This window comes from Streptomyces sp. NBC_00178 (assembly GCF_036206005.1).
Classification (GTDB): Bacteria; Actinomycetota; Actinomycetes; order Streptomycetales; family Streptomycetaceae; genus Streptomyces.
In genome coordinates this window covers 5,254,437-5,278,093 of the sequence record NZ_CP108143.1, presented here as the reverse complement: position 1 = coordinate 5,278,093, position 23,657 = coordinate 5,254,437, and the positions used below count along the sequence as shown (strand labels likewise).

At 70.5% G+C, this 23,657-nt stretch carries 20 protein-coding genes and 3 tRNA genes; 11 read left to right on the top strand and 12 right to left on the bottom strand.

Features of this window, described 5'->3' with window-relative positions; all coding sequences use genetic code 11:
- Positions 1–6: 6 nt before the first annotated feature.
- The 7 genes from OHT61_RS23235 to OHT61_RS23205 all read right to left on the bottom strand — a co-directional run bounded on the left by OHT61_RS23235 (position 7) and on the right by OHT61_RS23205 (position 3,915).
- Positions 7–79 (bottom strand) — tRNA-Glu (locus OHT61_RS23235).
- 60 nt (positions 80–139) lie between these two features.
- Positions 140–212: transfer RNA gene (locus tag OHT61_RS23230), tRNA-Glu, on the bottom strand.
- Between the two features lie 18 nt (positions 213–230).
- Positions 231–302, bottom strand: a tRNA-Gln gene (locus tag OHT61_RS23225).
- 84 nt (positions 303–386) lie between these two features.
- Positions 387–1,097 (bottom strand): HAD family hydrolase, encoded by a 711-nt coding sequence (locus tag OHT61_RS23220; RefSeq protein ID WP_329040868.1) that lies wholly within the window; start codon positions 1,095–1,097, stop codon positions 387–389.
- A gap of 141 nt (positions 1,098–1,238) precedes the next feature.
- Positions 1,239–2,750 (bottom strand): glutamate--tRNA ligase, encoded by a 1,512-nt coding sequence (gene gltX / locus OHT61_RS23215; RefSeq protein WP_329040867.1) that lies wholly within the window; start codon positions 2,748–2,750, stop codon positions 1,239–1,241.
- Positions 2,743–3,519 carry a fumarylacetoacetate hydrolase family protein gene (locus OHT61_RS23210; protein WP_329040866.1) on the bottom strand — a complete coding sequence of 259 codons (777 nt, stop codon included), beginning with the start codon at positions 3,517–3,519 and terminating at the stop codon, positions 2,743–2,745. Before OHT61_RS23210 ends, gltX begins: the two co-directional genes overlap by 8 nt.
- A 213-nt stretch (positions 3,520–3,732) precedes the next feature.
- Positions 3,733–3,915 (bottom strand): hypothetical protein, encoded by a 183-nt coding sequence (locus OHT61_RS23205; protein WP_329040865.1) that lies wholly within the window; start codon positions 3,913–3,915, stop codon positions 3,733–3,735.
- 608 nt (positions 3,916–4,523) lie between these two features.
- Between OHT61_RS23205 and OHT61_RS23200 the strand changes: the two genes are divergently transcribed.
- The 8 genes from OHT61_RS23200 (at position 4,524) to OHT61_RS23165 (ending at position 15,038) form a co-directional block, all read left to right on the top strand.
- Positions 4,524–8,189 (top strand): nitrate- and nitrite sensing domain-containing protein, encoded by a 3,666-nt coding sequence (locus tag OHT61_RS23200; RefSeq protein ID WP_329040863.1) that lies wholly within the window; start codon positions 4,524–4,526, stop codon positions 8,187–8,189.
- Positions 8,190–8,198: 9 nt separating this feature from the next.
- A complete protein-coding gene (locus OHT61_RS23195; RefSeq protein ID WP_006127850.1) occupies positions 8,199–8,612 on the top strand; it encodes a roadblock/LC7 domain-containing protein in 414 nt (137 codons plus the stop codon).
- Between the two features lie 134 nt (positions 8,613–8,746).
- Entirely contained in the window at positions 8,747–9,154 is a 408-nt protein-coding gene (locus tag OHT61_RS23190; RefSeq protein ID WP_003966010.1) for a DUF742 domain-containing protein, read from the top strand.
- A complete protein-coding gene (locus OHT61_RS23185) occupies positions 9,135–9,716 on the top strand; it encodes a GTP-binding protein (RefSeq protein WP_015611636.1) in 582 nt (193 codons plus the stop codon). The genes OHT61_RS23190 and OHT61_RS23185 overlap by 20 nt, the downstream gene beginning before the upstream one ends.
- 350 nt (positions 9,717–10,066) lie before the next feature.
- The gene (locus OHT61_RS23180) at positions 10,067–13,303 is read left to right on the top strand and encodes a nitrate- and nitrite sensing domain-containing protein (RefSeq protein WP_329040862.1); all 3,237 of its coding nucleotides are present in this window, start codon (positions 10,067–10,069) and stop codon (positions 13,301–13,303) included.
- 10 nt (positions 13,304–13,313) lie between these two features.
- A complete protein-coding gene (locus OHT61_RS23175) occupies positions 13,314–13,727 on the top strand; it encodes a roadblock/LC7 domain-containing protein (protein ID WP_327114137.1) in 414 nt (137 codons plus the stop codon).
- Between the two features lie 89 nt (positions 13,728–13,816).
- On the top strand, positions 13,817–14,476 hold the full coding sequence (locus OHT61_RS23170) for a DUF742 domain-containing protein (RefSeq protein ID WP_329040860.1): 660 nt from the start codon (positions 13,817–13,819) through the stop codon (positions 14,474–14,476).
- A complete protein-coding gene (locus OHT61_RS23165) occupies positions 14,457–15,038 on the top strand; it encodes a GTP-binding protein (protein WP_014048542.1) in 582 nt (193 codons plus the stop codon). Before OHT61_RS23170 ends, OHT61_RS23165 begins: the two co-directional genes overlap by 20 nt.
- Positions 15,039–15,141: 103 nt before the next feature.
- Here OHT61_RS23165 and OHT61_RS23160 read toward each other — a convergent pair whose 3' ends face one another.
- The gene (locus tag OHT61_RS23160; protein WP_329040859.1) at positions 15,142–15,345 is read right to left on the bottom strand and encodes an acyl-CoA carboxylase subunit epsilon; all 204 of its coding nucleotides are present in this window, start codon (positions 15,343–15,345) and stop codon (positions 15,142–15,144) included.
- Positions 15,346–15,407: 62 nt separating this feature from the next.
- Positions 15,408–16,991, bottom strand: coding sequence for an acyl-CoA carboxylase subunit beta (locus OHT61_RS23155; RefSeq protein ID WP_329040857.1), 1,584 nt, complete (start codon positions 16,989–16,991; stop codon positions 15,408–15,410).
- Between the two features lie 735 nt (positions 16,992–17,726).
- Here OHT61_RS23155 and OHT61_RS23150 point away from each other — a divergent pair.
- On the top strand, positions 17,727–18,938 hold the full coding sequence (locus OHT61_RS23150; protein ID WP_329043373.1) for a glycoside hydrolase family 64 protein: 1,212 nt from the start codon (positions 17,727–17,729) through the stop codon (positions 18,936–18,938).
- A 124-nt stretch (positions 18,939–19,062) separates the two neighbouring features.
- Positions 19,063–20,385 carry a metal-dependent hydrolase family protein gene (locus tag OHT61_RS23145; protein ID WP_329040856.1) on the top strand — a complete coding sequence of 441 codons (1,323 nt, stop codon included), beginning with the start codon at positions 19,063–19,065 and terminating at the stop codon, positions 20,383–20,385.
- 93 nt (positions 20,386–20,478) lie between these two features.
- Here OHT61_RS23145 and OHT61_RS23140 read toward each other — a convergent pair whose 3' ends face one another.
- Positions 20,479–21,003, bottom strand: a complete 525-nt coding sequence (locus OHT61_RS23140; RefSeq protein ID WP_329040855.1) for a hypothetical protein — start codon at positions 21,001–21,003, stop codon at positions 20,479–20,481.
- 254 nt (positions 21,004–21,257) lie between these two features.
- Between OHT61_RS23140 and OHT61_RS23135 the strand changes: the two genes are divergently transcribed.
- Positions 21,258–21,872, top strand: coding sequence for a YceI family protein (locus OHT61_RS23135; protein ID WP_329040853.1), 615 nt, complete (start codon positions 21,258–21,260; stop codon positions 21,870–21,872).
- 109 nt (positions 21,873–21,981) lie between these two features.
- Here the strand turns inward: OHT61_RS23135 and OHT61_RS23130 are convergent, their stop codons facing one another.
- Positions 21,982–22,614: an SAM-dependent methyltransferase gene (locus tag OHT61_RS23130; protein ID WP_329040851.1), complete on the bottom strand. Its 633-nt coding sequence runs from the start codon at positions 22,612–22,614 to the stop codon at positions 21,982–21,984.
- Positions 22,611–23,651, bottom strand: a complete 1,041-nt coding sequence (locus OHT61_RS23125) for an NAD(P)/FAD-dependent oxidoreductase (RefSeq protein WP_329040849.1) — start codon at positions 23,649–23,651, stop codon at positions 22,611–22,613. The genes OHT61_RS23130 and OHT61_RS23125 overlap by 4 nt, the downstream gene beginning before the upstream one ends.
- Positions 23,652–23,657 lie beyond the last annotated feature (6 nt).

The following is a 23,657-nucleotide window of genomic DNA, read 5'->3' as shown; positions in this document are numbered from 1 at the left end:
GACAAGTACCCCCGACCGGATTCGAACCGGCGCTACTGCCGTGAGAGGGCAGCGTGCTAGGCCGCTACACAACGGGGGCCCTAGCGATCCTGCATCAAGAACGTGGGTGCGACCCAGATGTTCTCGCGGGAAGGATCTGTACCCCCGACCGGATTCGAACCGGCGCTACTGCCGTGAGAGGGCAGCGTGCTAGGCCGCTACACAACGGGGGCTTGCTACGTGGTCTTGCGCTGGGCTACCAGGACTCGAACCTAGAATGACGGTACCAGAAACCGTAGTGTTGCCAATTACACCATAGCCCACTGAAACGCAACCCCTGAGGGTTCTGTTTCTGTCTGCGCTTCCCGGCCGGACTTCCGTCCCGCTCGGGCGGCGCAGGAAGAACATTACCCGAAGGTGTCCGGCGCTCCAAAACGGGTATGGCCCGCCAGCAGCCCGGGGAGTTCGCCGAGGCCCGTGATCCGGACGAGTTCGGGCCGTCCGCCTCTGCCCCCGCGGTCCAGCCAGACACCGGTCAGCCCGGCCGCCACGGCTCCGGCGGCGTCGATGTCGGGCTCGTCCCCCACGTAGACCACCTCGTGCGGATCGAGTTCCATCGCCTCGCACGCCGCGAGGAAGGCCCTGGCGTCCGGCTTGTAGACGCCCAGCTCCCGCGCGCACAGCAGGACCTCGAAGCGGTCGCGCACGCCGAGCGCCCGCAGCTTGCGCTCCTGGTGGCCGACCGAGGAGTTCGACAGCACGGCGTGCCGGTGCGTGTCCGCCAGGGCGTCCAGTACGGGCAGCGTGTCGGGGAAGAGCGTCCAGGAGCGCTCGTAGTGCCCCGTGTAGCGGGTGAACCAGGCATCGGCCTCCCGGTCGCCCAGGTCCCGGCCGAGGAAGTCCCTGACCCGGTCCCGGCAGTGCGCGTGCCAGTCGGACTCGCCGGCGGCGACCCGCGCCCAGTGGACCGACGCGATGCTCATCCACCGGGCGTGGTGGTCCTCGCCGTCGTCGGGCAGGCCCTCCGCCCGCAGGTGCGCGAGGAGACCGGTGCGGTCCGAGCCCGCGTAGTCGAAGAGCGTGTCGTCGACGTCCCAGAGAACCGCGCGGATGGCCATACCGGCGAACCTACCCGCGCCGTGCCTCCGATGCGGGCCGACCGGACGACACGGGCGCGGTCATGAACGCCGGCGGTCCCGGAAACGCCGGTGGGCGGCCACGGGAGTACCCGTGGCCGCCCACCGCGGCACCGCGAGGCGCTACGCCGCGAGCTTCGCCAGCGCCGCGTCGATCCGGGCGATCGTCTTCTCGCGGCCCAGGATCTCCAGGGACTCGAAGAGCGGCAGGCCGACCGTGCGGCCGGTGACGGCGACGCGGACCGGGGCCTGCGCCTTGCCGAGCTTCAGTCCGTGCTTCTCACCGGCGGTCAGCACCGCCGTCTTGAGGGCCTCGGCGTTCCACTCGGCCGCGGTCAGCTCGGCCCGGGCCGTGACGAGCAGGGCGTCGGAGCCCTCCTTCATGGCCTTCGTCCAGGACGCCTCGTCGTGGACGGGCTCGTCCAGGAAGAGGAAGTCCACGTTGGCCGTGATGTCCGAGAGGACGGTGACGCGCGTCTGCGCGTGCGGGGCGATCTCGGCGAACTGCTCCGCGTCGAAGGCCTCCGGGGCCCAGGGCGCGAAAGGGGCCTTCAGCCAGGGGCCGCACGCCTCGGTGAAGGCCTTCACGTCGAGCATCCGCAGGTGCTCGGCGTTGATGTGCTCGGCCTTCTTGAGGTCGAAGCGCGCCGGGTTGGCGTTGACGTCCGCGATGTCGAACGCCGCCACCAGCTCGTCGCGCCCGAAGATGTCGCGGTCCTCGGCGATGGACCAGCCCAGCAGCGAGAGGTAGTTGATCAGGCCCTCGGGGAGGAACCCGCGCTCGCGGTACAGGTTGAGTGAGGCCTGCGGGTCGCGCTTGGAGAGCTTCTTGTTGCCCTCGCCCATGACATACGGCAGGTGGCCGAAGGCCGGGGTGTCCTTGGCGATGCCCAGCTCGATGAGCGCCCGGTACAGGGCGATCTGGCGCGGGGTGGAGGAGAGCAGGTCCTCGCCGCGCAGGACATGGGTGATCTCCATCAGCGCGTCGTCGACCGGGTTGACGAGCGTGTAGAGGGGCGCGCCGTTGGCGCGGACGATGCCGTAGTCCGGGACGTTCTCCGGCTGGACGGTGATGTCGCCGCGGACGAGGTCGGTGAAGGTGATCGCCTCGTCGGGCATCCGGAAGCGGACGATCGAGGTGCGGCCCTCGGCCTCGTACGCCGCCTTCCGCTCGTCGCTCAGGTCACGGCAGTGGCCGTCGTAGCCCGAGGGCCGGCCGGCGGCGCGTGCGGCGTCGCGGCGGGCGTCGAGCTCCTCGGTGGTGCAGTAGCAGGGGTACGCGTAGCCGGCGGCCAGGAGCTTCTCGGCGACGTCCTTGTAGATGTCCATCCGCTGCGACTGGCGGTAGGGCTCGTGCGGGCCGCCTGTCTCGGGGCCCTCGTCCCAGTCGAGGCCGAGCCAGCGCATCGAGTCGAGCAGCTGCGTGTACGACTCCTCGGAGTCGCGGGCCGCGTCGGTGTCCTCGATGCGGAACACCATGGTGCCCTGGTGGTGCCGGGCGAAGGCCCAGTTGAAGAGGGCCGTCCGGACCAGGCCCACGTGGGGGTTGCCGGTCGGGGAGGGACAGAAACGTACGCGAGGGGTTACCCCCTGCTCGGACGGAGCTGAGAGCTTGGGGGCAGGTCCGTTAACCACGCTTGATCACCTTGTTGGTGAGAGTGCCGATGCCTTCGATGGTGACGGCGACCTCGTCGCCGACGTGCAGGGGTCCGACGCCCGCGGGGGTCCCCGTCAGGATCACGTCGCCCGGGAGGAGCGTCATGGCCTCCGTGATGTGGACGACCAGGTCCTCGACGGAGCGGATCATGTCGCTGGTCCGGCCGAGCTGTCGCTGCTCGCCGTTGACCGTGGCCTGGATGGCCAGGTTGCCGGGGTCGACGTCGGTCTCCACCCAGGGGCCGAGGGGGCAGGCGGTGTCGAAGCCCTTCGCGCGGGCCCACTGGCTCTCGCGCCGCTGGACGTCCCGGGCCGTGACGTCGTTGGCGCAGGTGTAGCCGAGGACGACGTCCTTGACCCGCTCGCGCGGAACCTCGCGGCACATGCGCCCGATCACCACGGCGAGTTCCGCCTCGTAGTGCAGCTCGTCGGAGAACGAGGGGTACTCGATGGCGTCGCCCGAGCCGATCACCGAGGTGGTGGGCTTGAAGAAGGTCACGGGGACGTCCGGGACCTCGTTGCCCATCTCGGCGGCGTGTTCCGCGTAGTTACGGCCGATGGCCACGACCTTGTTCGGAAGCACGGGCGGGAGCAGCCGGACCTTCTTCAGCGGGACCTTGGTCCCGGAGAGTTCGAAGTCGGCGTACGGGATGCCCTTGATGATGTCGAGGACGAGGCTGTCGGGGCTGTCGCCCTCGACCGCGCCGAAGGCGACATTGCCGTCGATGGAGAACCTGGCGATGCGCACGGGAAGCTGTAGCCCCTCACTTGCTGGCTGAAGACTGACGCTCCAGGCTATCGCCTCGCCCGGCGGGCTTTGCCCCCATTACGGGCGCCGCCCGGGGCGGGCCGACGCGGGCACACGTGAGCCCCCGCAGCCGGGCTGCGGGGGCTCGGGTACGGGGGCACGGGTGCCGGCGCGGTGACCGCGGGTCGGGCGGCGCCGGCGTCGGGCGGCCCGTCAGCCGGCGGTCGTGACCGGGGCCTCCATGAGGATGGTGCGGCGGGGGTTGGCCGTCTGCGTCGGCAGGTCGACGGCGTGCTCCGGCTGTTCCGGCGTGTGCAGTGCCCCGGCGCCGTCGAGGTGCGCCAGCGTGGTGCGCCGGGGGTTGGCAATGTTGCGGAACGTCATCGTCGTCTTCATCTGCCGTATGGGCCCTTGCCGCCGGGGCGCCGCCGGGAGGGGCGCCGGTTGTCGGATTCGCTATCCCTGTAAAGCGCCAGGCTAAACATCCGATTCCCCGGCCGGGCCGGGAAGAGACGTCGATCATCATGTGAGTTTGCTCACGAAGTGAGTGACAAACCGCTCATCGCGGACAGCCGGTCGCGTGAGGCAAAGAGGACAATCCGTCACTGAATCTGGCATTCCGCTCCCGATCATGTCGTCTGGGACACCCCTCACCCCCCTCGACGACACCCCCATTCACCCCTTTTGACCCTGAACACGATCCACGCCTTGTTACCCGGCCATCACACCGTGTCATACAGGTCACAGCCCGGTACACGGGCCTTGTTGGAGATCCTCCACTGTGCTGGAATTCCACGCACCGCCGCGGGTTTCAGGCCCAGCGCGCAGGGGCGCAACGCAGCGCCGAGTGGCGGCGGGAGGGGGAAGTACGCCGGTCACTCACGACCACCATGGGGCGCGTCCAGCGCCCCACGACGCCGACACCGTCCTGCCGCGCCACGCGCGGAGGGACGCCTGGTCCAGAGGTTGCGACGCTAGTGCAGGGACGTTTCAAGAGGGATGGCATGGGGTCGCCCCAGCCCCGCCAGGGCCGAGGGGAAACTCCGGCGGATCAGGAGCCGCGCGGCGGGAACGACCGCGGCGCCTCACCCCAGCACGCCCAGAATCCCGGCGCGGCCGGTGACGGCGGCGACCGGGCACAGCGCTCCGGCGCCCAGAACCCGGACCAGAACGGCGCGGGTGCGGACGTCACGTCGCCCGTGAAGCCGGCCGGCCCCAGCAGCACCGGCTCACGCATGGCGCTGCGCAACTGGCGCATCAGCACGCGTCTGGTGTCCCTGCTCGCCCTCCCCGTGGTCGCCGCGACCACCCTGGGCGGGCTGCGCATCAACCAGTCGATGAACGACATCGACCAGCTGGAGCACATGCAGCTGCTCACCAAGATGACGAAGCAGGCGACCGCGCTCGCGATCGCGCTCCAGGAGGAGCGCGACAAGTCGGCCGGCCCGCTGTCGAACGGCGTGAAGGCCACCGACTTCAAGGTCACCGAGCCCCGCAAGCGCACCGACCGTGCCGAGCAGGCCTTCCTCGAGGCCACCGACGAGATCCGCAACACGCCGGGCGACGCGGCACTGGACAGCATCCACACGAGCGTCAGCCAGATCAGCAACCAGCTCGGCAACATCACGAGCATCCGCAAGGACGCGTACGCCAAGGGCTCGCCGAGCCTCAACACGATCGACCAGTACAGCCAGCTGATCACCTCCCTGCTGAGCCTCTCCCAGGACATGGCGCAGGCCACCAGCAACCCGGAGATGATCAAGCGCACCCGGGCCCTGGCCGCCTTCTCCTCCTCCAAGGAGTACGCCTCGGTCGAGCGCGCGATCATCGCCGCGGCCCTCCCGGGCGGTGACAGCGACGAGAGCCACCTGGAGCCGAACGACCAGGCGTTCGGCCGTAACGCGCTCCACAAGGCCGAGACGACCCTCCAGACGTTCGAGTCCACCTACGAGTCGACGGGCAAGAGCTCCACCGATCTCCTCGCGCCGCTGGACAACGGCAACCCCGAGATCAAGGCCGCCGACAGTTACGCGAAGAAGGTGCTCGACAGCCCGCTGGGCATGGCCGGCAACAAGCCGCGTACCTACATGGACTGGTACGACCAGAGCTCCAACAAGATCCAGGCCATGAAGACCATCGAGGAGACGCTCCTCGGTGACATGGAGAGCAAGGCCCGTGAGCTCCGTGAGGAGTCGCAGCGCGACGCCATCATCAACGGTGCGATCATCCTCCTCGTCCTCGGTGTGTCGCTGGTCGGCGCCTTCGTCGTGGCGCGGTCCATGATCCGCTCGCTGCGCCGCCTGCAGGACACCGCGACGCGCGTCGCCCAGGACCGTCTGCCCGAGCTCGTCAGGCAGCTCTCCGAGACGGACCCGCAGGAGGTCGACACCACCGTCGAGTCGGTCGGTGTCCACTCCCGCGACGAGATCGGCAAGGTGGCCGCGGCCTTCGACGACGTGCACCGCGAGGCGGTCCGACTGGCCGCCGAGCAGGCGCTGCTGCGAGGGAACGTCAACGCGATGTTCACCAACCTCTCGCGCCGCAGCCAGGGCCTCATCCAGCGTCAGCTCTCGCTCATCTCCGAACTGGAGTCCCGCGAGGCCGACCCGGACCAGCTGTCCTCCCTCTTCAAGCTCGACCACCTCGCGACCCGTATGCGCCGGAACGGTGAGAACCTCCTCGTCCTCGCGGGTGAGGAGCCCGGCCGCCGGTGGACGCGTCCCGTGCCGCTGGTCGACGTGCTCCGCGCCGCCGCCTCCGAGGTGGAGCAGTACGAGCGCATCGAACTGGCCGCGGTGCCCGCCACCGAGGTCGCCGGCCGCGTCGTCAACGACCTCGTGCACCTGCTCGCCGAGCTGCTGGAGAACGCCACGTCGTTCTCCTCGCCGCAGACGAAGGTCCGCGTCACCGGTCACGCCCTCCCCGACGGCCGTGTGCTCGTCGAGATCCACGACACCGGCATCGGCCTCTCCCCCGAGGACCTGGCCGCGATCAACGAGCGGCTGGCCTCGCCGCCGACCGTGGACGTCTCGGTGTCACGCCGCATGGGTCTGTTCGTGGTCGGCCGCCTGTCCCTGCGACACGGCATCCGGATCCAGCTGCGCCCCTCCGACTCCGGTGGCACGACCGCGCTCGTCATGCTGCCCATGGAGGTCGCGCACGGCGGCAAGCAGCCGCCGAAGCAGAGCAACGGCCAGCAGGGCGGCGCACCCGGCGGCCTCCTCGCCGGCGGTGCTCCCGGCGGCGGACAGCGCCCCGGCCTCGCGGGCCCCTCGGGGTCTCCCGCCAAGGGCCTGGGCTCGTCCGCTCCGCTCGGACAGGTCGGCGCGGGTTCCGGCCCGCGGGCCGCGCTGCCCTCGCGTGACGGCGGACCCCGCCAGCCGCAGCAGGGCAACGGTCAGCAGTTCGGCAACCAGCAGCCCCCCGGCATGCCGAACCAGGGCCGCCCCGAGGCACCGCGTCAGGGCGGCGGACTCTCCGGAGCCTTCGGCGGCGGCGCCCGCATGGGCGCACGCGGACCGCAGGACGGACAGGCGGGGTCGGACCCGAACCGGCCGAACCTCTTCGGTCACTCCGGATCGCAGACGGGCCAGCAGAGCGGCCCGCCCGCCCGGCAGGCTCCGCAGCCGCAGCAGGCCCAGTTCGGCCAGGGCGCCCCGCAGCAGCCCGGTGGCCCCGGCCGCCAGCTCCCGCCGTCCGGTGGACCGCGGGCCGAGCTGCCCGGCGGCAACCAGCAGCCGCAGACCCCGAACTGGGGCGTCGAGGAGCAGGGCGCCCCGCGGCGTCCGCAGCCGGACGTCCCGCGCGGTCACGAGGACGCGGACTCCGGGCGCTTCGCGCGGCCGGGCAGCGCCGCCCCGAACCAGCAGTTCAGCCCGCAGCACCAGCACCCGCCGGTGAACGACCGTCAGGGATACGGCGCCACGGCCGAGTTCGCCCGCCCGGACTTCTCCGCGCCGCAGGCGCCGCAGGTCCCGGACGCGGCGAGCACCGCGCAGTTCGCCCGCCCGGACTTCGACGCGCCGATGCCGCAGGGCCAGGGCTACGGCGCCCAGGCTCCGCAGATGCCCGCGCCGCAGCGGCAGGACGACGCCGGCTTCGGCGCACCGCGGCACCCGGCCCCTCACGCCGGTGAACTGCCGCAGCGTCCGGCGCTCCCGCAGCAGCACGAGGTACTGCCGCCCGCCGGTCCGGGTGACGGTCGTACACCGCTGTTCGACACGCTGGAGACGAACTGGTTCCACGGCCCGCAGCAGGGTGGCCAGCAGCCGCCCGCCGCCGAGCCGCAGGCACCGGCCGTTCCCCAGCAGCCGGTCGGCAACCCGGCTCCGCCCATGCCGCGGCGTGGTGCCGCCGACCCGGGCGTCACAAGTTCCTGGCGCGCTTCGCCCAACGACGAGCTCGTGCGGCAGGCGGAGCGGGTCAAGAAGCCCGCCGCGGGCGGGATCACCACGTCCGGGCTGCCCCGCAGGGTCCCACGTGCCAATTTGGTACCGGGCACCGCTCAGCAGCAGAATCATCAGTCCGGACCCCAGGTTTCGCGTGCGCCCGATGACGTACGCGGCCGTCTGACCAATCTCCGCCGGGGCATCCAGCAGGGACGACAGGCCAACAACGGCTCGTCTACCGGCAGTTTCCATCTCGGCCCCACTCACCAGCAGGAGCGTTAGTTGAGCCCCATGAGTCAGGCCGCGCAGAATCTGAACTGGCTGATCACCAACTTCGTGGACAACACCCCAGGGGTGTCCCACACGGTGGTGGTCTCCGCGGATGGCCTGCTGCTGGCGATGTCCGAAGGTTTCCCGCGCGACCGCGCCGATCAGCTGGCGGCCGTCGCCTCCGGGCTGACGTCGCTGACGGCGGGGGCCTCCCGGATCTTCGAAGGCGGCGCCGTGAGCCAGACGGTCGTGGAGATGGAGAGGGGTTTCCTCTTCCTCATGTCCATCTCCGACGGATCGTCACTCGCCGTCCTCGCCCACCCGGACGCGGACATCGGTCTGGTCGGCTACGAGATGGCCCTTCTCGTCGACCGCGCGGGGACCGTCCTCACCCCGGATCTCCGCGCCGAGCTACAAGGCAGTCTGCTCCACTAGCCGGCCATGCGGCAGACGCCTGACACGATCCCCCCAGGTACTACTCAAAACCCTCACCCATCCGGCCGCACGAGCCCCCCACCGGCCACCTTCAGACCGCAGGCCGACCCCCTGCTGTCACGCCCGGAGGATTTATGACCCCGCCACCCGCCTCACCGGATCCGTACGGCGCACTGCACCACGCGTCGTACGACGGTGAAGGCGACCAGCCGCTGGTCCGTCCGTACGCAATGACCGGCGGCCGGACCCGGCCGCGTTACCAGCTCGCCATAGAGGCGCTGGTCAGCACCACGGCAGACCCCGCCCACCTCGGGACGCTGCTCCCCGAGCACCAGCGGATCTGCCACCTCTGCCGTGAGGTCAAGTCGGTGGCCGAGGTCTCGGCCCTCCTCTCCATGCCCCTGGGTGTGGCGCGGATCCTCGTGGCGGACCTGGCGGAAGCCGGCATGGTGGCCATCCACCAGCCGGGCAATGGAGAGGCCGGCGGCGCGCCGGATGTGACACTGCTCGAAAGGGTGCTCAGTGGACTTCGCAAGCTCTAGCGGCGGTACGGCCCGCGCCACCACCTCGGCGAAGATCGTGGTGGCAGGGGGCTTCGGCGTGGGTAAGACCACGTTTGTCGGTGCCGTCTCGGAGATCAACCCGCTGCGCACCGAAGCCGTGATGACGTCCGCATCGGCGGGCATCGACGACCTGACCCACACCGGGGACAAGACCACCACCACGGTGGCCATGGACTTCGGACGCATCACCCTGGACCAGGACCTGATCCTCTACCTGTTCGGCACCCCCGGACAGGACCGCTTCTGGTTCATGTGGGACGACCTGGTCCGCGGCGCCATCGGCGCCGTCGTCCTCGTCGACACCCGCCGCCTCGCCGACTGCTTCCCCGCCGTCGACTACTTCGAGAACAGCGGCCTCCCCTTCGTCATCGCCCTCAACGGCTTCGACGGACACCAGCCCTACACCCCCGACGAAGTACGCGAAGCACTCCAGATCGGCCCCGACGCTCCGATCATCACCACGGACGCCCGCCACCGCGCGGACGCCAAGAGCGGCCTGATCACCCTGGTCGAGCACGCCCTCATGGCCCGGTTGAAGTAGCCGTAAGTCCGTATTGATCTACGGAAGTTGCTGTAGGCGCACGGGGGCGGGCTGTGTCCTTTGACACGATCCGCCCCCGCGTTCATAACATTTCGACAGTGAATTGCCCCGCCATCGCCACCCGGCGCGTACGCCCGGTGCCGCTGCGCGCACGCGAGCCCCGCCTTTTGACGGGGCTCGCTCTTTATGCCCGTTTTATCTTTGGCGGAGGTCACTCGGAATTAAAGATTCCGACTGTTTGGAACGCGACCCGTCCGCGTGCTGCAATGCCTCGAACTACCGAGTAGTACGGCCCCCTGAACGATAATCCGGCACAACGTAGGTGCCGACGCCGAGAGGTTGTTGGTCGAGTGAGGCGAAGCAACGAGGGCTCCGCAGCGCAGCCGGAGCGGGGCAACTTCACCCCGCCGCGCGCCGCGGTGTCGCCTTCGGACACGTCCGAGGCGGAGCCGGCGGGTGGCAGCACGAGCCGGTTGTCACCGCGCAACTGGCGGGTCCCCACCCGGCTGAACGCGATTCTCCTGATACCCGCGCTGGTCGGCCTGGTCATGGGCGGCTTCCAGGTGAAGGGGTCGGTCGACACCTGGAACGAAGCCCAGGACGCCGAGAAGACGGCCCTGGTCGTCCGAGCGGCCGCCGCGTACGGACAGGCGCTGCTGAACGAGCGTGACCTCACCGCCCAGCCGCTGCTGTCCAACAAGCGCACCGCCTCCGAGGTCGAGGAGGTGCGGGCCACGACCGACGCCGCCGCCGCGAAGTTCGACGCGGCCGTGCAGAACATGCCGGACAAGGAAGGCCTCGACCGCCGCCTGAAGCTGTTCAAGGTGGAGGAGCCGCTCCTCCCCGAACTGCGCAAGGCCGCCTACGCCGAGGCCATGGACCCGGTGAAGACGGAAGAGGGCTACACCAAGGTCCAGCACTCGCTCATGGAGTTCTCCAACGAGCTCGGCCTGGGCACCGGCAACATCACGAGCTACGGCCGGACCGTGTACGCGATCGAGCTGGCCAAGGCCGCAGAATCGCTTCAGCGCTCGATCGGCATGCACCTGCTGGTCCGGCCGAGCCAGGAGGAACGTAACTTCAACGGCCAGGTCACGGCGTTCAGCTCGTACAACTACCTGGAGCAGATCGCCCTCGGTGAGTTCGTCTCCGGAGGCACCGGCGCGGACGCGGCCCGCCTCAAGGAGGTCATGGCCGGCAAGGCCGCCGAGGGGGCCGAGCAGCTGAAGGCCGCCAAGGCCCAGGCGAAGGCCGCGGGGAAGCCCTTCGTCTCACCCCCAAGCATCGACGGTTCGGTGTTCGACGGCATGGCCCAGCAGATCGGCCAGGGCAAGCAGCCCGACGAGCTGAAGGCCAAGGGCATCACGCCCGAGACCTGGATGGCGGCGGCGACCGCGAAGTTCGACGGCTACACCACCGTCGAGAACGAGCTCGTCGACAAGGCGGTGACCGAGGCGGCGGAGATCTCCACCGACGCCAGGAACGACGCCATCCTCAACGCCGCGATCGTGATCGTCGCGCTGCTGGCCGCCTTCATCATCGCCGGGCTCATGGCCCGCCAGATGAGCCGCTCCATGCGCCAGCTGCGTACGGCCGCCTTCGGCATCGCCGAGCAGCGGCTCCCGATGCTCGTCGACCAGCTGTCACGGACCGAGCCCGGCCGGGTGGACACCCGGGTGCAGCCCATCCCGATCAACAGCCAGGACGAGATCGGCGAGGTCGCCCGCGCCTTCGACCAGGTGCACCGCGAGGCGGTACGGCTCGCGGCCGAACAGGCCATGCTCCGGGGCAACGTCAACGCGATCTTCACCAACCTGTCGCGCCGCAACCAGTCGCTCATCGAGGGCCAGCTGACCCTCATCACCGACCTGGAGAACAACGAGGCGGACCCGGACCAGCTGGAGAGCCTCTTCAAGCTGGACCACCTGGCCACCCGCATGCGCCGCAACGGCGAGAACCTCCTCGTCCTCGCGGGCGAGGAGCCCGGCCGCCGCTGGAACCAGCCGGTTCCGCTGGTCGACGTGCTGCGCGCCGCCTCGTCCGAGGTCGAGTCCTACGAGCGCATCGAGCTCACCGGTGTACCGGAGAGCGAGATCCACGGCCAGGCCGTGACCGACCTCGTGCACCTGCTGGCCGAGCTGCTGGAGAACGCGACCACCTTCTCCTCGCCGCAGACCAAGGTCCGCGTCACCGCGACCCGGCTGCCCGACGGGCGTGTCATGGTCGAGATCCACGACAAGGGAATCGGCCTCACCGCCGAGGACTTCGCCGACATCAACCACAAGCTGGCCAACCCGCCGACCGTGGACGCGGCGGTGTCCCAGCGCATGGGTCTGTTCGTGGTCGGCCGGCTCGCCGACCGGCACGGCATCCGTGTGCAGCTGCGCCCCTCGGGCGAGCAGGCGGGCACCACGTCGCTGGTCATGCTGCCGGACCCCATCACCCACGGTGGCGGTGGCGACTCCTCGGCCGACGGGGACTTCACGGTCTCCTCGATCATCCCCGAGCAGCAGCAGGCGGCCGCGTTCGACCCGATGCCGCAGCCGCTCCCGATGCGTACGGCGGCGGAGCTCGGCTTCGACGACTCCCGCTACGACACCCCGGCGGCGGACTCCCCGCAGCTGGACCCGGTCAACCGTTCGCTGATGCGGGAGGAGCGGCGTGCCGCTCTGGAGGCGCAGACCGGCGGCGAGCGCCCGGACTTCCAGGGTGGCGGCGCCGCACAGCAGGGCTTCCCCCAGCAGGACGCGCAGCAGCAGGGCTTCCCGCAGGAGCAGTACGGCCAGGGACAGGTCCAGGGCCAGTACGCCCAGGAGCAGTACGCGCCCGAGCAGTACGCCCAGGGGCAGCAGGAGTACGCACAGCCCGCCTACGAGGCCGGCTTCGAGCCGTACGCCGCGGGGAACGGGTATCAGGAGCCGCAGCAGAACGGCTATGCGGAATCCGGCTACCCGGCCCAGGACAGCCCGCAGGGACAGTACTCCGAGCAGTTCGCACCGCTGGGTGATCAGTCCCAGCAAGGTGAATGGGCAGCTCAGAGTTCCTATCAGGGTTCGTACGAGCCTCAGGTGCAGTCCGAAACGGAATCTGCGCCGAGCGCTCCCGCCGAGGAGGCGGAGCGCGTAGGCTTCGACCGCCCGGGCCCCACCCCCAGCGCCGGTCACGACCTGACCGAAGCGGGTCTCCCGCGGCGTGGCGCGGGCCAGCAGCACTGGCAGCCGACCGGCCGCGGAAACGATCAGCCCGCGGTGCCGGAACAGCGGCAGCGGCCGGAGGCTCCGCAGCGGCAGGCGGAGGCCTCCGACGACAACGGCGACGACTGGCGTTCGGCGAACGACGAGCGCTGGGAGCGGGCCGAGAAGCTCCGGGACCCGAAGGCGGGCGGGGTCACCCCGTCCGGACTCCCCCGGCGCGTGCCCAAGGCCAATCTGGTCGAGGGCACTGCGGAGCAGACCCAGCAGGGCGGCCCCCAGGTCTCCCGCGCTCCGGAGGACGTGCGCGGCAGGTTGAGCAACCTGCGGCGCGGGGTCCTGCGGGGACGTACCGCGGGGTCGGACACAAGTAATACCTACAACCAGGAGCGTTAGTGTGAGCCCGATGAGCCAGGCGGCGCAGAATCTCAACTGGTTGATCACCAACTTCGTGGACAGCACCCCCGGGGTGTCCCACACGGTGGTGGTCTCCGCCGACGGACTCCTGCTGGCGATGTCCGAAGGTTTCCCGCGTGACCGCGCCGATCAGCTGGCGGCCGTCGCCTCCGGGCTGACGTCGCTGACGGCGGGTGCTTCCAGGATCTTCGAAGGCGGTGCCGTGAATCAGACCGTTGTGGAGATGGAGCGAGGATTTCTCTTCCTCATGTCCATCTCCGACGGTTCGTCACTCGCCGTTCTCGCCCACCCGGATGCCGACATCGGCCTGGTTGGGTACGAAATGGCACTTCTCGTAGACCGTGCAGGAAGTGTCCTCACCCCGGATCTCCGCGCCGAGCTGCAGGGAAGTCTTCTTAACTAATAGACAGACAGTGCGTTTCTCGTCACCGCGCCATAAGGTGCGGTGGCGCGGCACCACTGGGATGGCGACCGGCAGTCGGAGGAGGAAACGTGGCAACACCCACAGGCGGACACCCGTACGAGGGCGGTCAGCGGGTCCCGGGTGAGCAGGGTGACAACCGCTACAACACCCCCTCCATGCCCGGCAGACAGGGTCCGCAAGACCCTTACCAGCCGTATCAGCCCTACCAGCAGTCCCAGCAGGGCGGCGAGTGGCAGCAGCAGCCCGATCCCGGGTGGCCGCAGCAGCAGCCTCCGTATCAGCAGCAGCCGCAGCACGAACAGCGGCCGCCGCAGCGGTTCGAGGCACCGCCGCCCCGCATCCAGCCGGTCCAGCGGCAGGCGCCCGCGCCTGCGAAGCCCTCGGCGCACAACCCGCTGGTCCGTCCGTACGCCATGACCGGCGGCCGGACCCGGCCGCGTTACCAGCTCGCCATCGAGGCGCTGGTCAGCACCACGGCCGATCCGGCCCGGCTGCAAGGGCAGTTGCCCGAGCACCAGCGGATCTGCCGGCTCTGCATCGAGATCAAGTCGGTGGCCGAGATCTCGGCCCTGCTCTCGATCCCCCTCGGCGTTGCCCGGATCCTCGTCGCCGACCTGGCAGAGGCCGGACTCGTCGCTATTCATCAGCCCGGCGGCGACGAGGCCGCCGGCGGCCAACCAGCCGTGACACTGCTCGAAAGGGTGCTCAGTGGACTTCGCAAGCTCTAGCGGCGGAGCAGCCCGCTCCACTACCTCGGCGAAGATCGTGGTGGCAGGGGGCTTCGGCGTGGGTAAGACCACGTTTGTCGGTGCCGTCTCGGAGATCAACCCGCTGCGCACCGAAGCCGTGATGACGTCCGCATCAGCGGGCATCGACGACCTGACCCACACCGGGGACAAGACCACCACCACGGTGGCCATGGACTTCGGACGCATCACCCTGGACCAGGACCTGATCCTCTACCTGTTCGGCACCCCCGGACAGGACCGCTTCTGGTTCATGTGGGACGACCTGGTCCGCGGCGCCATCGGCGCCGTCGTCCTCGTCGACACCCGCCGCCTCGCCGACTGCTTCCCCGCCGTCGACTACTTCGAGAACAGCGGCCTCCCCTTCGTCATCGCCCTCAACGGCTTCGACGGACACCAGCCCTACACCCCCGACGAAGTACGCGAAGCACTCCAGATCGGCCCGGACACTCCGATCCTGACGACGGACGCCCGCCACCGCGCGGACGCCAAGAGCGCCTTGATCACCCTGGTCGAGCACGCCCTCATGGCCCGCCTGCGCTGATCCCGCCGCCGCACGGCGAAGGCCCCGTACTCCTGAGGAGTACGGGGCCTTTCGTGCGTCAGGGACTCTTCCGAGCCCTCGGGACGGGCCTCAGCGGCCGTTCTCAGCCCTGCCAGCTGTGCGGAGCACGGAACCCAGGGGTGCGCTCCAGCCGGCGCCATCCGGCCGTGTCACGGCCGTGGCGGACGGGTGCGTCGGTGCGGCCGGCCGCACGGGCGAGCAGGACCGCGGTGATGGCGGCGAGTTCCTCGGGGCCGGCGTGGCCCTTCTCGACGCGCAGGACCGAATCGGCGGGGGTGGCGCTCATGGTGTCTCCGTCTTCTGGGCAGGTGGTCGCGGGCGTGGGCGGGGTGGCCGCTGCGGCCGCGACTACTGCGGCGGGTTGCCGTGCTTGCGGGACGGCAGGTCGGCGTGCTTGTTGCGGAGCATCGCGAGCGAGGCGATCAGCACCTCGCGGGTCTCGGCGGGGTCGATGACGTCGTCGACCAGGCCGCGCTCGGCCGCGTAGTAGGGGTGCATCAGTTCGGCCTTGTACTCCTTGACCATGCGGGCACGCATGGCTTCGGGGTCCTCGGCGTCCGCGATCTGGCGGCGGAAGATGACGTTGGCGGCACCTTCCGCGCCCATCACCGCGATCTCGTTGGTCGGCCAGGCGTAGGTGAGGTCCGCACCGATGGACTGGCTGTCCATGACGATGTACGCGCCTCCGTAGGCCTTGCGCAGGATCAGCGAGATCCTCGGCACGGTCGCGTTGCAGTACGCGTACAGGAGCTTCGCACCGTGGCGGATGATCCCACCGTGCTCCTGATCGACGCCGGGCAGGAAGCCGGGTACGTCCAGCAGAGTGACGATGGGGATGTTGAACGCGTCGCACATCTGGACGAAACGAGCGGCCTTCTCGGACGCCTCGATGTCCAGCACACCCGCGAGGGCCTGGGGCTGGTTGGCCACGATGCCGACGACCTGGCCGTCGAGCCGCGCCAGGGCGCAGACGATGTTGCGGGCCCAGCGCTCGTGGATCTCCAGGAAGTCGCCGTCGTCGACGAGCTCCTCGATGACCTTGTGCATGTCGTACGGGCGGTTGCCGTCGGCGGGGACCAGGTCCAGCAGGACGTCGCCGCGCCGGTCGGCCGGGTCGTCGCTCGGGTGGACCGGCGGGTTCTCCCGGTTGTTGGAGGGCAGCATCCCGATGAGGTAGCGGACCTCGGCGATGCAGGTCTCCTCGTCGTCGTACGCGAAGTGCGCGACGCCCGAGGTCTCGGCGTGCACGTCGGCGCCGCCGAGGCCGTTCTGGGTGATCTCCTCGCCGGTGACCGCCTTGACGACGTCCGGGCCGGTGATGAACATCTGCGAGGTCTCACGGACCATGAAGACGAAGTCGGTGAGGGCCGGGCTGTAGGCGGCGCCGCCCGCGCACGGGCCGAGCATCACCGAGATCTGCGGGATGACACCGGAGGCGCGGGTGTTGCGCTGGAAGATCCCGCCGTAGCCGGCGAGCGCGGACACGCCCTCCTGGATGCGGGCCCCCGCGCCGTCGTTCAGCGAGACCAGCGGGGCACCGGCCGAGATGGCCATGTCCATGATCTTGTGGATCTTCGTGGCGTGGGCCTCGCCCAGCGCGCCGCCGAAGATGCGGAAGTCGTGGGCGTAGACGAACACCGTCCGGCCGTCGACCGTGCCCCAGCCGGTGATGACACCGTCGGTGTACGGCTTCTTGGTCTCCAGGCCGAATCCGGTCGCCCGGTGCCGGCGCAGCTGCTCGACCTCCTTGAACGATCCCTCGTCCAGCAGGAGCGCGATGCGCTCGCGGGCCGTCAGCTTGCCCTTGGCGTGCTGCGCCTCGGTCGCCCGGTCGCTCGGTCCACGCCGGGCCTGCTCGCGCAGCGACAGCAGTTCGGCCACACGGCCACGGGTGTCACTCGGCTCGCCCTGGATTTCGTCCACAACGGTCATGTATCGACCCTACGAAGTCGACAGCACAAAACAGCCGTCCACTCCACACAGTCTCCTGCCCGGTTTCCTGGTAACACCTGACAGAACCCGCCCACCATGCAGGCCATCCCCCAGCTCGGCGGGCTGTCGCTTTGTAGGGCCTCGACAAACCCCCCGATGTGGCCCCGGACACATCGGGGCCCGCGCGCCACGCCGCGGATCCACCGAAGCGGCCGACCGGTGACACCAGAATGGCAGAGGCCCGACCCGGTGCGGGTCCGGCGCGCCACCCCTCGAACAGGTGACGTCCCGCATCGTCGGCGCGGGGCGCACGGCGGGCCACGGGTCCCACCCATGGGCCGCCCCCAGCCGCCCCTCGACGCCGGCCCGCCCGGGTGCCCCTGCGCCCGCCGCGCGGCCCGCCCACCGGCGCACGCCCCCGGCATCCGCGCCCGCCGACGCGCCGTCGAGCCCGCCGCCACGTCCCGTCGGCGTACCGGGTGCGCGTTCGGATCCTGTTCACCATACGCATCCGAACCAGGACCAGGAGTCGCGAAATCCCGTTCGGAGACGTCGAGTTGTAAAGAAAGGCTCGTTCTTGAGAGCGCTCTCAGTCATAACTCTTGACGCTTGCGGGAGGCGTCGCGAAAGTAGTGCGCACCGCAGACGAACCACGGCCGCTTCCCCCGCTCCACCCCCCACAGCCCTGTCTGCGGCCCCCCACATCCCGGGAGTTCCCTCGTGATTTCACGCAGAATGTTCCTGACGGGCGCCGCCGCATCCGCGACCGCGCTCACCTATCCGGTCTGGGGCAGCGCCCTCAGCCCGCGCACGTCGGCCGCTCCGGCGACCTGCGAACTGGTCCTGGAGAACCGCTCGTTGCCCGGCAACGTGCGTGCGTACGTCACCGGCCACGAACAGGGCACCGACCGCTGGGTGCTGCTCCGCCCGGACGGCGGCGTCTACCGCCCCGACTCCCCCGGCGCCCCGCAGACGCCCCTGCCGGTCGACTGCTCCATCCCGCTGAAGGCCGCGGGCGCCGGACCGGTCGTCCTGACGCTGCCGCAGATGTACGGGGCACGGGTCTACTTCGTGCGGGACGACAAGCTGGACTTCTACCTGAACCCCGGCCCGTCCCTGGTCGAGCCCGCCTTCGCGACGGCGACGGACCCCAACTACGGGCGCACCTGGTCGTTCTGCGAGTTCACCTTCAACCCCCAGCAGCTCTACGCCAACATCAGCTACGTCGACCTGGTGACGGCGCTGCCGATCGGCCTGACCCTGGAGGGTGACGCCACGCACACCGTGGCCCCGCTCCCGGACGGCGCGGTCCAGCGCATCGCGGACGACCTGACGGCACAGGCGGCGGCCGACGGGCAGCCGTGGGACAAGCTGGTGACCCGGGGCCAGGACGGCAAGGTGCTGCGGGTCGTCTCCCCGCAGAACCTGATGGCGCCGTTCTTCGACCGGCCCGACCAGATGCCCTTCCGCGACCTGTTCACCGCGCAGATCGACCAGGTCTGGGAGAAGTACCGCTCCACGGATCTGCGGATCGACCTGCAGGGCGGCCGGGGGACCCTGGCGGGCCGGGTCAGCGGCGACACGCTGACCTTCGAGGGCGGGCACACCTTCGTGAAGCCGACGTCCAAGGACGTCTTCACCTGCAACCACGGGCCCTTCACGAACAACCCGGGTGACTCCGACGACAAGAAGGCCCTGCTCGCCAGGATCGCGGCCGGCTTCAACCGGTCGATCATGCTCAGTCACCCGCAGCAGCCGAACGGGACCACGGTCGCGGACTACTACAAGGGCGGCGTGACGAACCACTGGTCACGCGTCGTCCACGCGAACTCCCCCATCGGATACGCGTTCCCCTACGACGACGTGCGCCCCGACGGTGAGCCGGACGTCTCGGGTGCCGCGCACGACGGGAACCCGCGCCGCTTCACGGTGAGCGTCGGCTCCTGACCGGCCACGTGACGCCGGGGGCGGGGCGCCGCGCATCCGCGGCACCCCGCCCCCCGGCCGTGTCCGGCACCCGTGCGGCCCAGTCCGGCCTGCGGGGCCGGACCGCGGGGCGGATCGTGGTGAGATGCCCTCACCCGCCGAACCGCCCCCCGGTGACACCCGTGACCTGGTGCTCCTCCGGGACCTGCGCCTGATCGACGGAACGGGGGCCGCGCCCGTACCGGATGCCGCGCTGCTGATCGAGGGGGCGACGGTCCGGTGGGCCGGCCCCGCCGCGCTGCTGCCGGCGGACCCGGCGCCGGCCCGGCGGCTGGGCCTGGGCGGGCGGACCGTGTGTCCCGGCTTCATCGACACCCATGTGCACTTCGCCCTGCCGGGTCCTGCCGGCAATCCCCTCCAGGGCCTGTACGAGCTGCCGACCTACCGCACGCTGAAGGTGCTGGACCGGCTGCGCGTCACCCTGGAGAACGGGGTGACGACCGCGCGGGACCTGATGGGTCTGGACGCCGGGTTCCGGCAGGCCGTCGCGGAGCGGATGATCGCCGGGCCCCGGCTGCTGGTGTCCGTCACCATGCTCAGCCAGCGGGCCGGTCACGCCGACTTCACCCTCGCCTCGGGGATCGACGGACTGGCGGTCGCCGTCAGCTTCCCGGAGACGCCGCCCAGCCTGGTCGGGTCCGTCGACGACATGCGGGCCAGGGTCCGCGACCTCGTCGCGGCGGGCGCCGACTGCGTCAAGCTCGCCACCAGCGGTGGCGTCACCTCGCCCCACGACCAGCCCGACTGGCTGGGCCTGCGGCCGGAGATGATCAGGGCGGCGGTCGAGGAGGCGCGGGCCTACGGCGGCCTCCCGGTCGCCGCGCACGCCATCGGGCGTCCCGGCATCGAGGCGGCCGTGCGCTCGGGGGTCACCAGCATCGAGCACGGTTACGCCCTGGACGACGAGCTGCGGGCGGAGATGGTGGACCGGGGCCAGTACCTCGTGCCGACCCTGCTGGAGACGACGCAGGATCTCGACCCGGCGCGCACCTCTCCCTCGGCGTACGAGAAGGGGGTGCGCTGGCACCGGATCGCCCAGGAGTCGGTGGCACGGTCGGCCGCGGCGGGCGTCCGCATCGCGATGGGTACGGACAGCGGCCTGGCGGTGGGGCACGGCCGGAACCTCGGGGAACTGGCGCTTCTGGTGGACCTCGGAGGGCTGACCCCGATGGCGGCGATCGTCTCGGCGACGGGTGACGCCGCCCGGCTGTGCGGGGTCGACGCGCTGACCGGCACGCTGGAGGCGGGCAAGGCCGCCGATCTGGTGGTCACGGACGTCGACCCCCTGACCGACATCGCGGCACTGGGCGAGCCGTCCCACATCCTCGCGGTCGTGAAGGAGGGCCGGATCGCCGTCGACCGGGCCGGTGTCCTCGGCACGGGTCTCCTCCCCGCGCTCCTGGGCTGACCCCCGGCCGCCCGGGCACCGGACGGCCGGAACCGGCGCAGCCCCGGCCCCGGCCACCGGGCCGGAGCGGGGGCGCCGTCGTGCGGGAGTGCGTCAGCAGCCGCCGCAGTTGTAGTACGTCACGTCCCAGTGGTTGCCCTCGTCCGCGTAGATGTTGCCCGAACCGGACTTGTACTGGGGTGCTCCGTCGCCGCGCAGGCCGATGTAGCTGAACACGCCCTTCACGTAGTTCGTCAGGCAGGTGGTCTTGCCGAAGTCGAGCTTGTAGCCGTTCCAGTGCGAGTAGGTGCCGCCGGCGTGGCCGGTCTCGGTGCCCCCGGTGATGTTGAGTGCGCAGCCCGTGGCGCTCTTGAGGGTCTGGGCGCCCTGGGCCGTGGCGAGGTTGAGCTGGTCGAAGGACGTGCAGGTGGAGACGTTCCGGTTGGAGCACCCGCCCGAGGACGACCACGTGATGCCGGAGGAGCTGAAGCGGGAGGTCGCCTGGGAGTGGGTGAGCTTCGTGGCCGCGTGCGCCTCGGTCGCACCGCCGCCGAGCACGCCGACGCCGGGCGCGAAGAGGGCGCCGAGGACGAGGGCCAGGGCGGTCAGGGCCGAGCGGAGTCTGGGACGGGTCAGCATGGGGGGATCCTCCTGCTCATGACAATTATCGGGGCAGGGAGATAGTGCCCGAGCTCTACGCGCGTCCGCCAGGGGGCAGGGGCGGGTTCGCGACACGGACCAGCGACTTTCGGACCGGCCTGGACCCTTGATGTTGAACATTGAACAAAAAGCCGCTACAGTCAATCTCGTTGAAGGTTAAACCAAACCGGATCGACCGAACCGTCGACGGTTTGTCGTACCGAACACGTCGGAAACCGCCCCGAGGAGAAGCCATGGCCCTGTTCAACCGCAAGAGCGCCGCCCCGTCCACCACCGCCACCCTCGCCGTGGACCCCGCGCTGGCCGCACTGACCGGCACCTACACGATCGACCCCAGCCACAGCAGCATCGGCTTCACCGTGCGCCACGCCATGGTCACGAACGTGCGGGGCTCCTTCGGTGAGCACGAGGGCACCCTCACCCTGGACGGCGCGAACCCGGCCGCCTCCTCCGCCTCCATCGACGTCCAGATCTCCAGCGTCGACACCGGCATCGCCGACCGTGACGGCCACCTGGTCAGCGGCGACTTCTTCGAGGCCGAGAAGTTCCCGCTCATGAGCTTCCGCTCCACGCACGCCGAGCAGCTCGGCGGCGACTCCTACCGGATCACCGGCGACCTGACGATCAAGGACGTCACCCGTCCGCTCTCCATCGACCTGGAGTTCAACGGGTCCGCCACCGACGTCTACGGCAACGAGCGCGTCGGCTTCGAGGGCAGCGCCGACATCCTGCGGTCCGACTGGGGCCTGACCTGGAACGCCGCCCTGGAGACCGGTGGTGTCATGGTCAGCGACAAGGTGAAGCTGAACTTCGACATCTCCGCCATCAAGGCCGCCCCGCAGGCCTGATCCGTCCGAACCGAGCGCGCCCGCCGGCCCTCCCCTCCGGGGGAGGACGGCGGGCGCTCGGCGTGCACGGGACGACGACGGCCGGATCACGCGCCCGGCCGGCGGGGACTCACCCCGCGCGGCGGACCTTCAGCGCGTTGTCCGTGCGCGTGGTGGGGTTGCCGTCCGGGTCGTTCTGGACCCGCTCGTGCTCCCCGCTGAGCAGCACCTCCCACTCCCCGTCCGGGAGTTCGAGGGAGGCGAGCACCTCGTCCGTCGTGGGCAGCTCCATGTCCGCGTGGCCGTGGTCCCAGGAGGGGAAGCCCGCGTGCCCGACGATCAGGAGCACGCCACCGGGTGCGACGGCCGCCGCGGCCTGCCGCAGGATCCGTTCGCGCGGCAGGTCCCCCATGGAGTGCAGGAACTGCGCGGAGACCAGGTCGTACTCCCCCGCCGGGAACGTGGCCCCCAGGTCGTGCCACTGCCAGTCGACCCGGTCCGTGACACCGGCGTCGGCCGCGTGCACCGCCGCCCGCTCCAGCGCGACGCGTGAGATGTCGGTCGCGGTGACCTGCCAGCCGCCCCGCGCGAGCCAGACCGCGTCGGCCCCCTCGCCGCAGCCGAGGTCGAGGGCGCGTCCCGGCTTCAGGTCCTCGACCTCACGGACCAGGACGGTGTTGGGCTTCCCGCTCCAGATCCGGTCGCTCTCGCGGTACCGGTCGTCCCACATCTCGGCGTCGGTCCTGGTGCTGTCGGTGGTCATCGCGTCTCCTGCAGTCCGTGACGGCGGTCCCCGAGCACACGCTCGGTGACCTGGCGCTCGGCCTCGGCCGAGAAGGGGGTGCGGCGTGCCTCGACCGCGCGGGCGGTGTCGTCGGTGACGAGGTCCATGTTGATCATCGATGCGGCCTTGAGCCCGGCTGCGGCCGCGCCGACGACCTGTTCCATGAGGTTGGCGACGTTACCGGCCACCCATACCCCGGGCTCATCGGTGGCTCCGGAGGGGTCGGCCGCGATGTAGCTGCCGACGACGTGGTCGCCCATCAGCATGTCGGTGGGCACCAGCCCGAGGCTCTCCAGGACCGCCGACCGCGCGGTGAACCGGGGCTGGACGACGACCGCCTCCCGGGGGATCACCGCGCCTCCGGCCAGCCGCACACCGGTGAGCCGGCCGTCGGTCACCTCAAGACCGGCCACCGCGCCCTCCACCACCGCAACACCCCGGGCGGCGAGCTGCTCGTACTCCTCGTCGGTGAAGTCGGGCCGCTCGTGGCGGAACAGCACCACGTCGTCGGTCCACTGCCGCCAGAGCAGGGCCTGGTGGACGGCCATGGGGCTGAGCGCCAGCACGCCGACCGGCCGGTCCCGCACCTCCCAGCCGTGGCAGTACGGGCAGTGCAGCACCTCGTCGCCCCAGCGCTCGGCGAGGCCCTCCACCGGCGGCAGCTCGTCGACGATCCCCGTGGTCACCAGCAGACGACGGGCCTCGACGGCTTCCCCGTCCGCCCGCACGACACGGAATCCGCCGCCCGGCAGCCTCTCGGCCGAGACGACCTCGCCCCGGACGATCCCGGCGCCGTACTCCGCCGCCTCGGTCCGGCCGATGGCCAGCAGCTCCGAGGGCGGGGTGCCCTCCCGGCCCAGGTAGTTGTGCACGTGGGACGCGGGGGCGTTGCGCGGGCTGCCCGAGTCGATCACGAGCACGGAGCGTCTCGCCCGGGCCAGGGCCAGGGCTCCGCTCAGCCCGGCGGCCCCGCCGCCGACGACCACGACGTCGTACCGCTGTTTCGTCTCGCTCATGCGAAT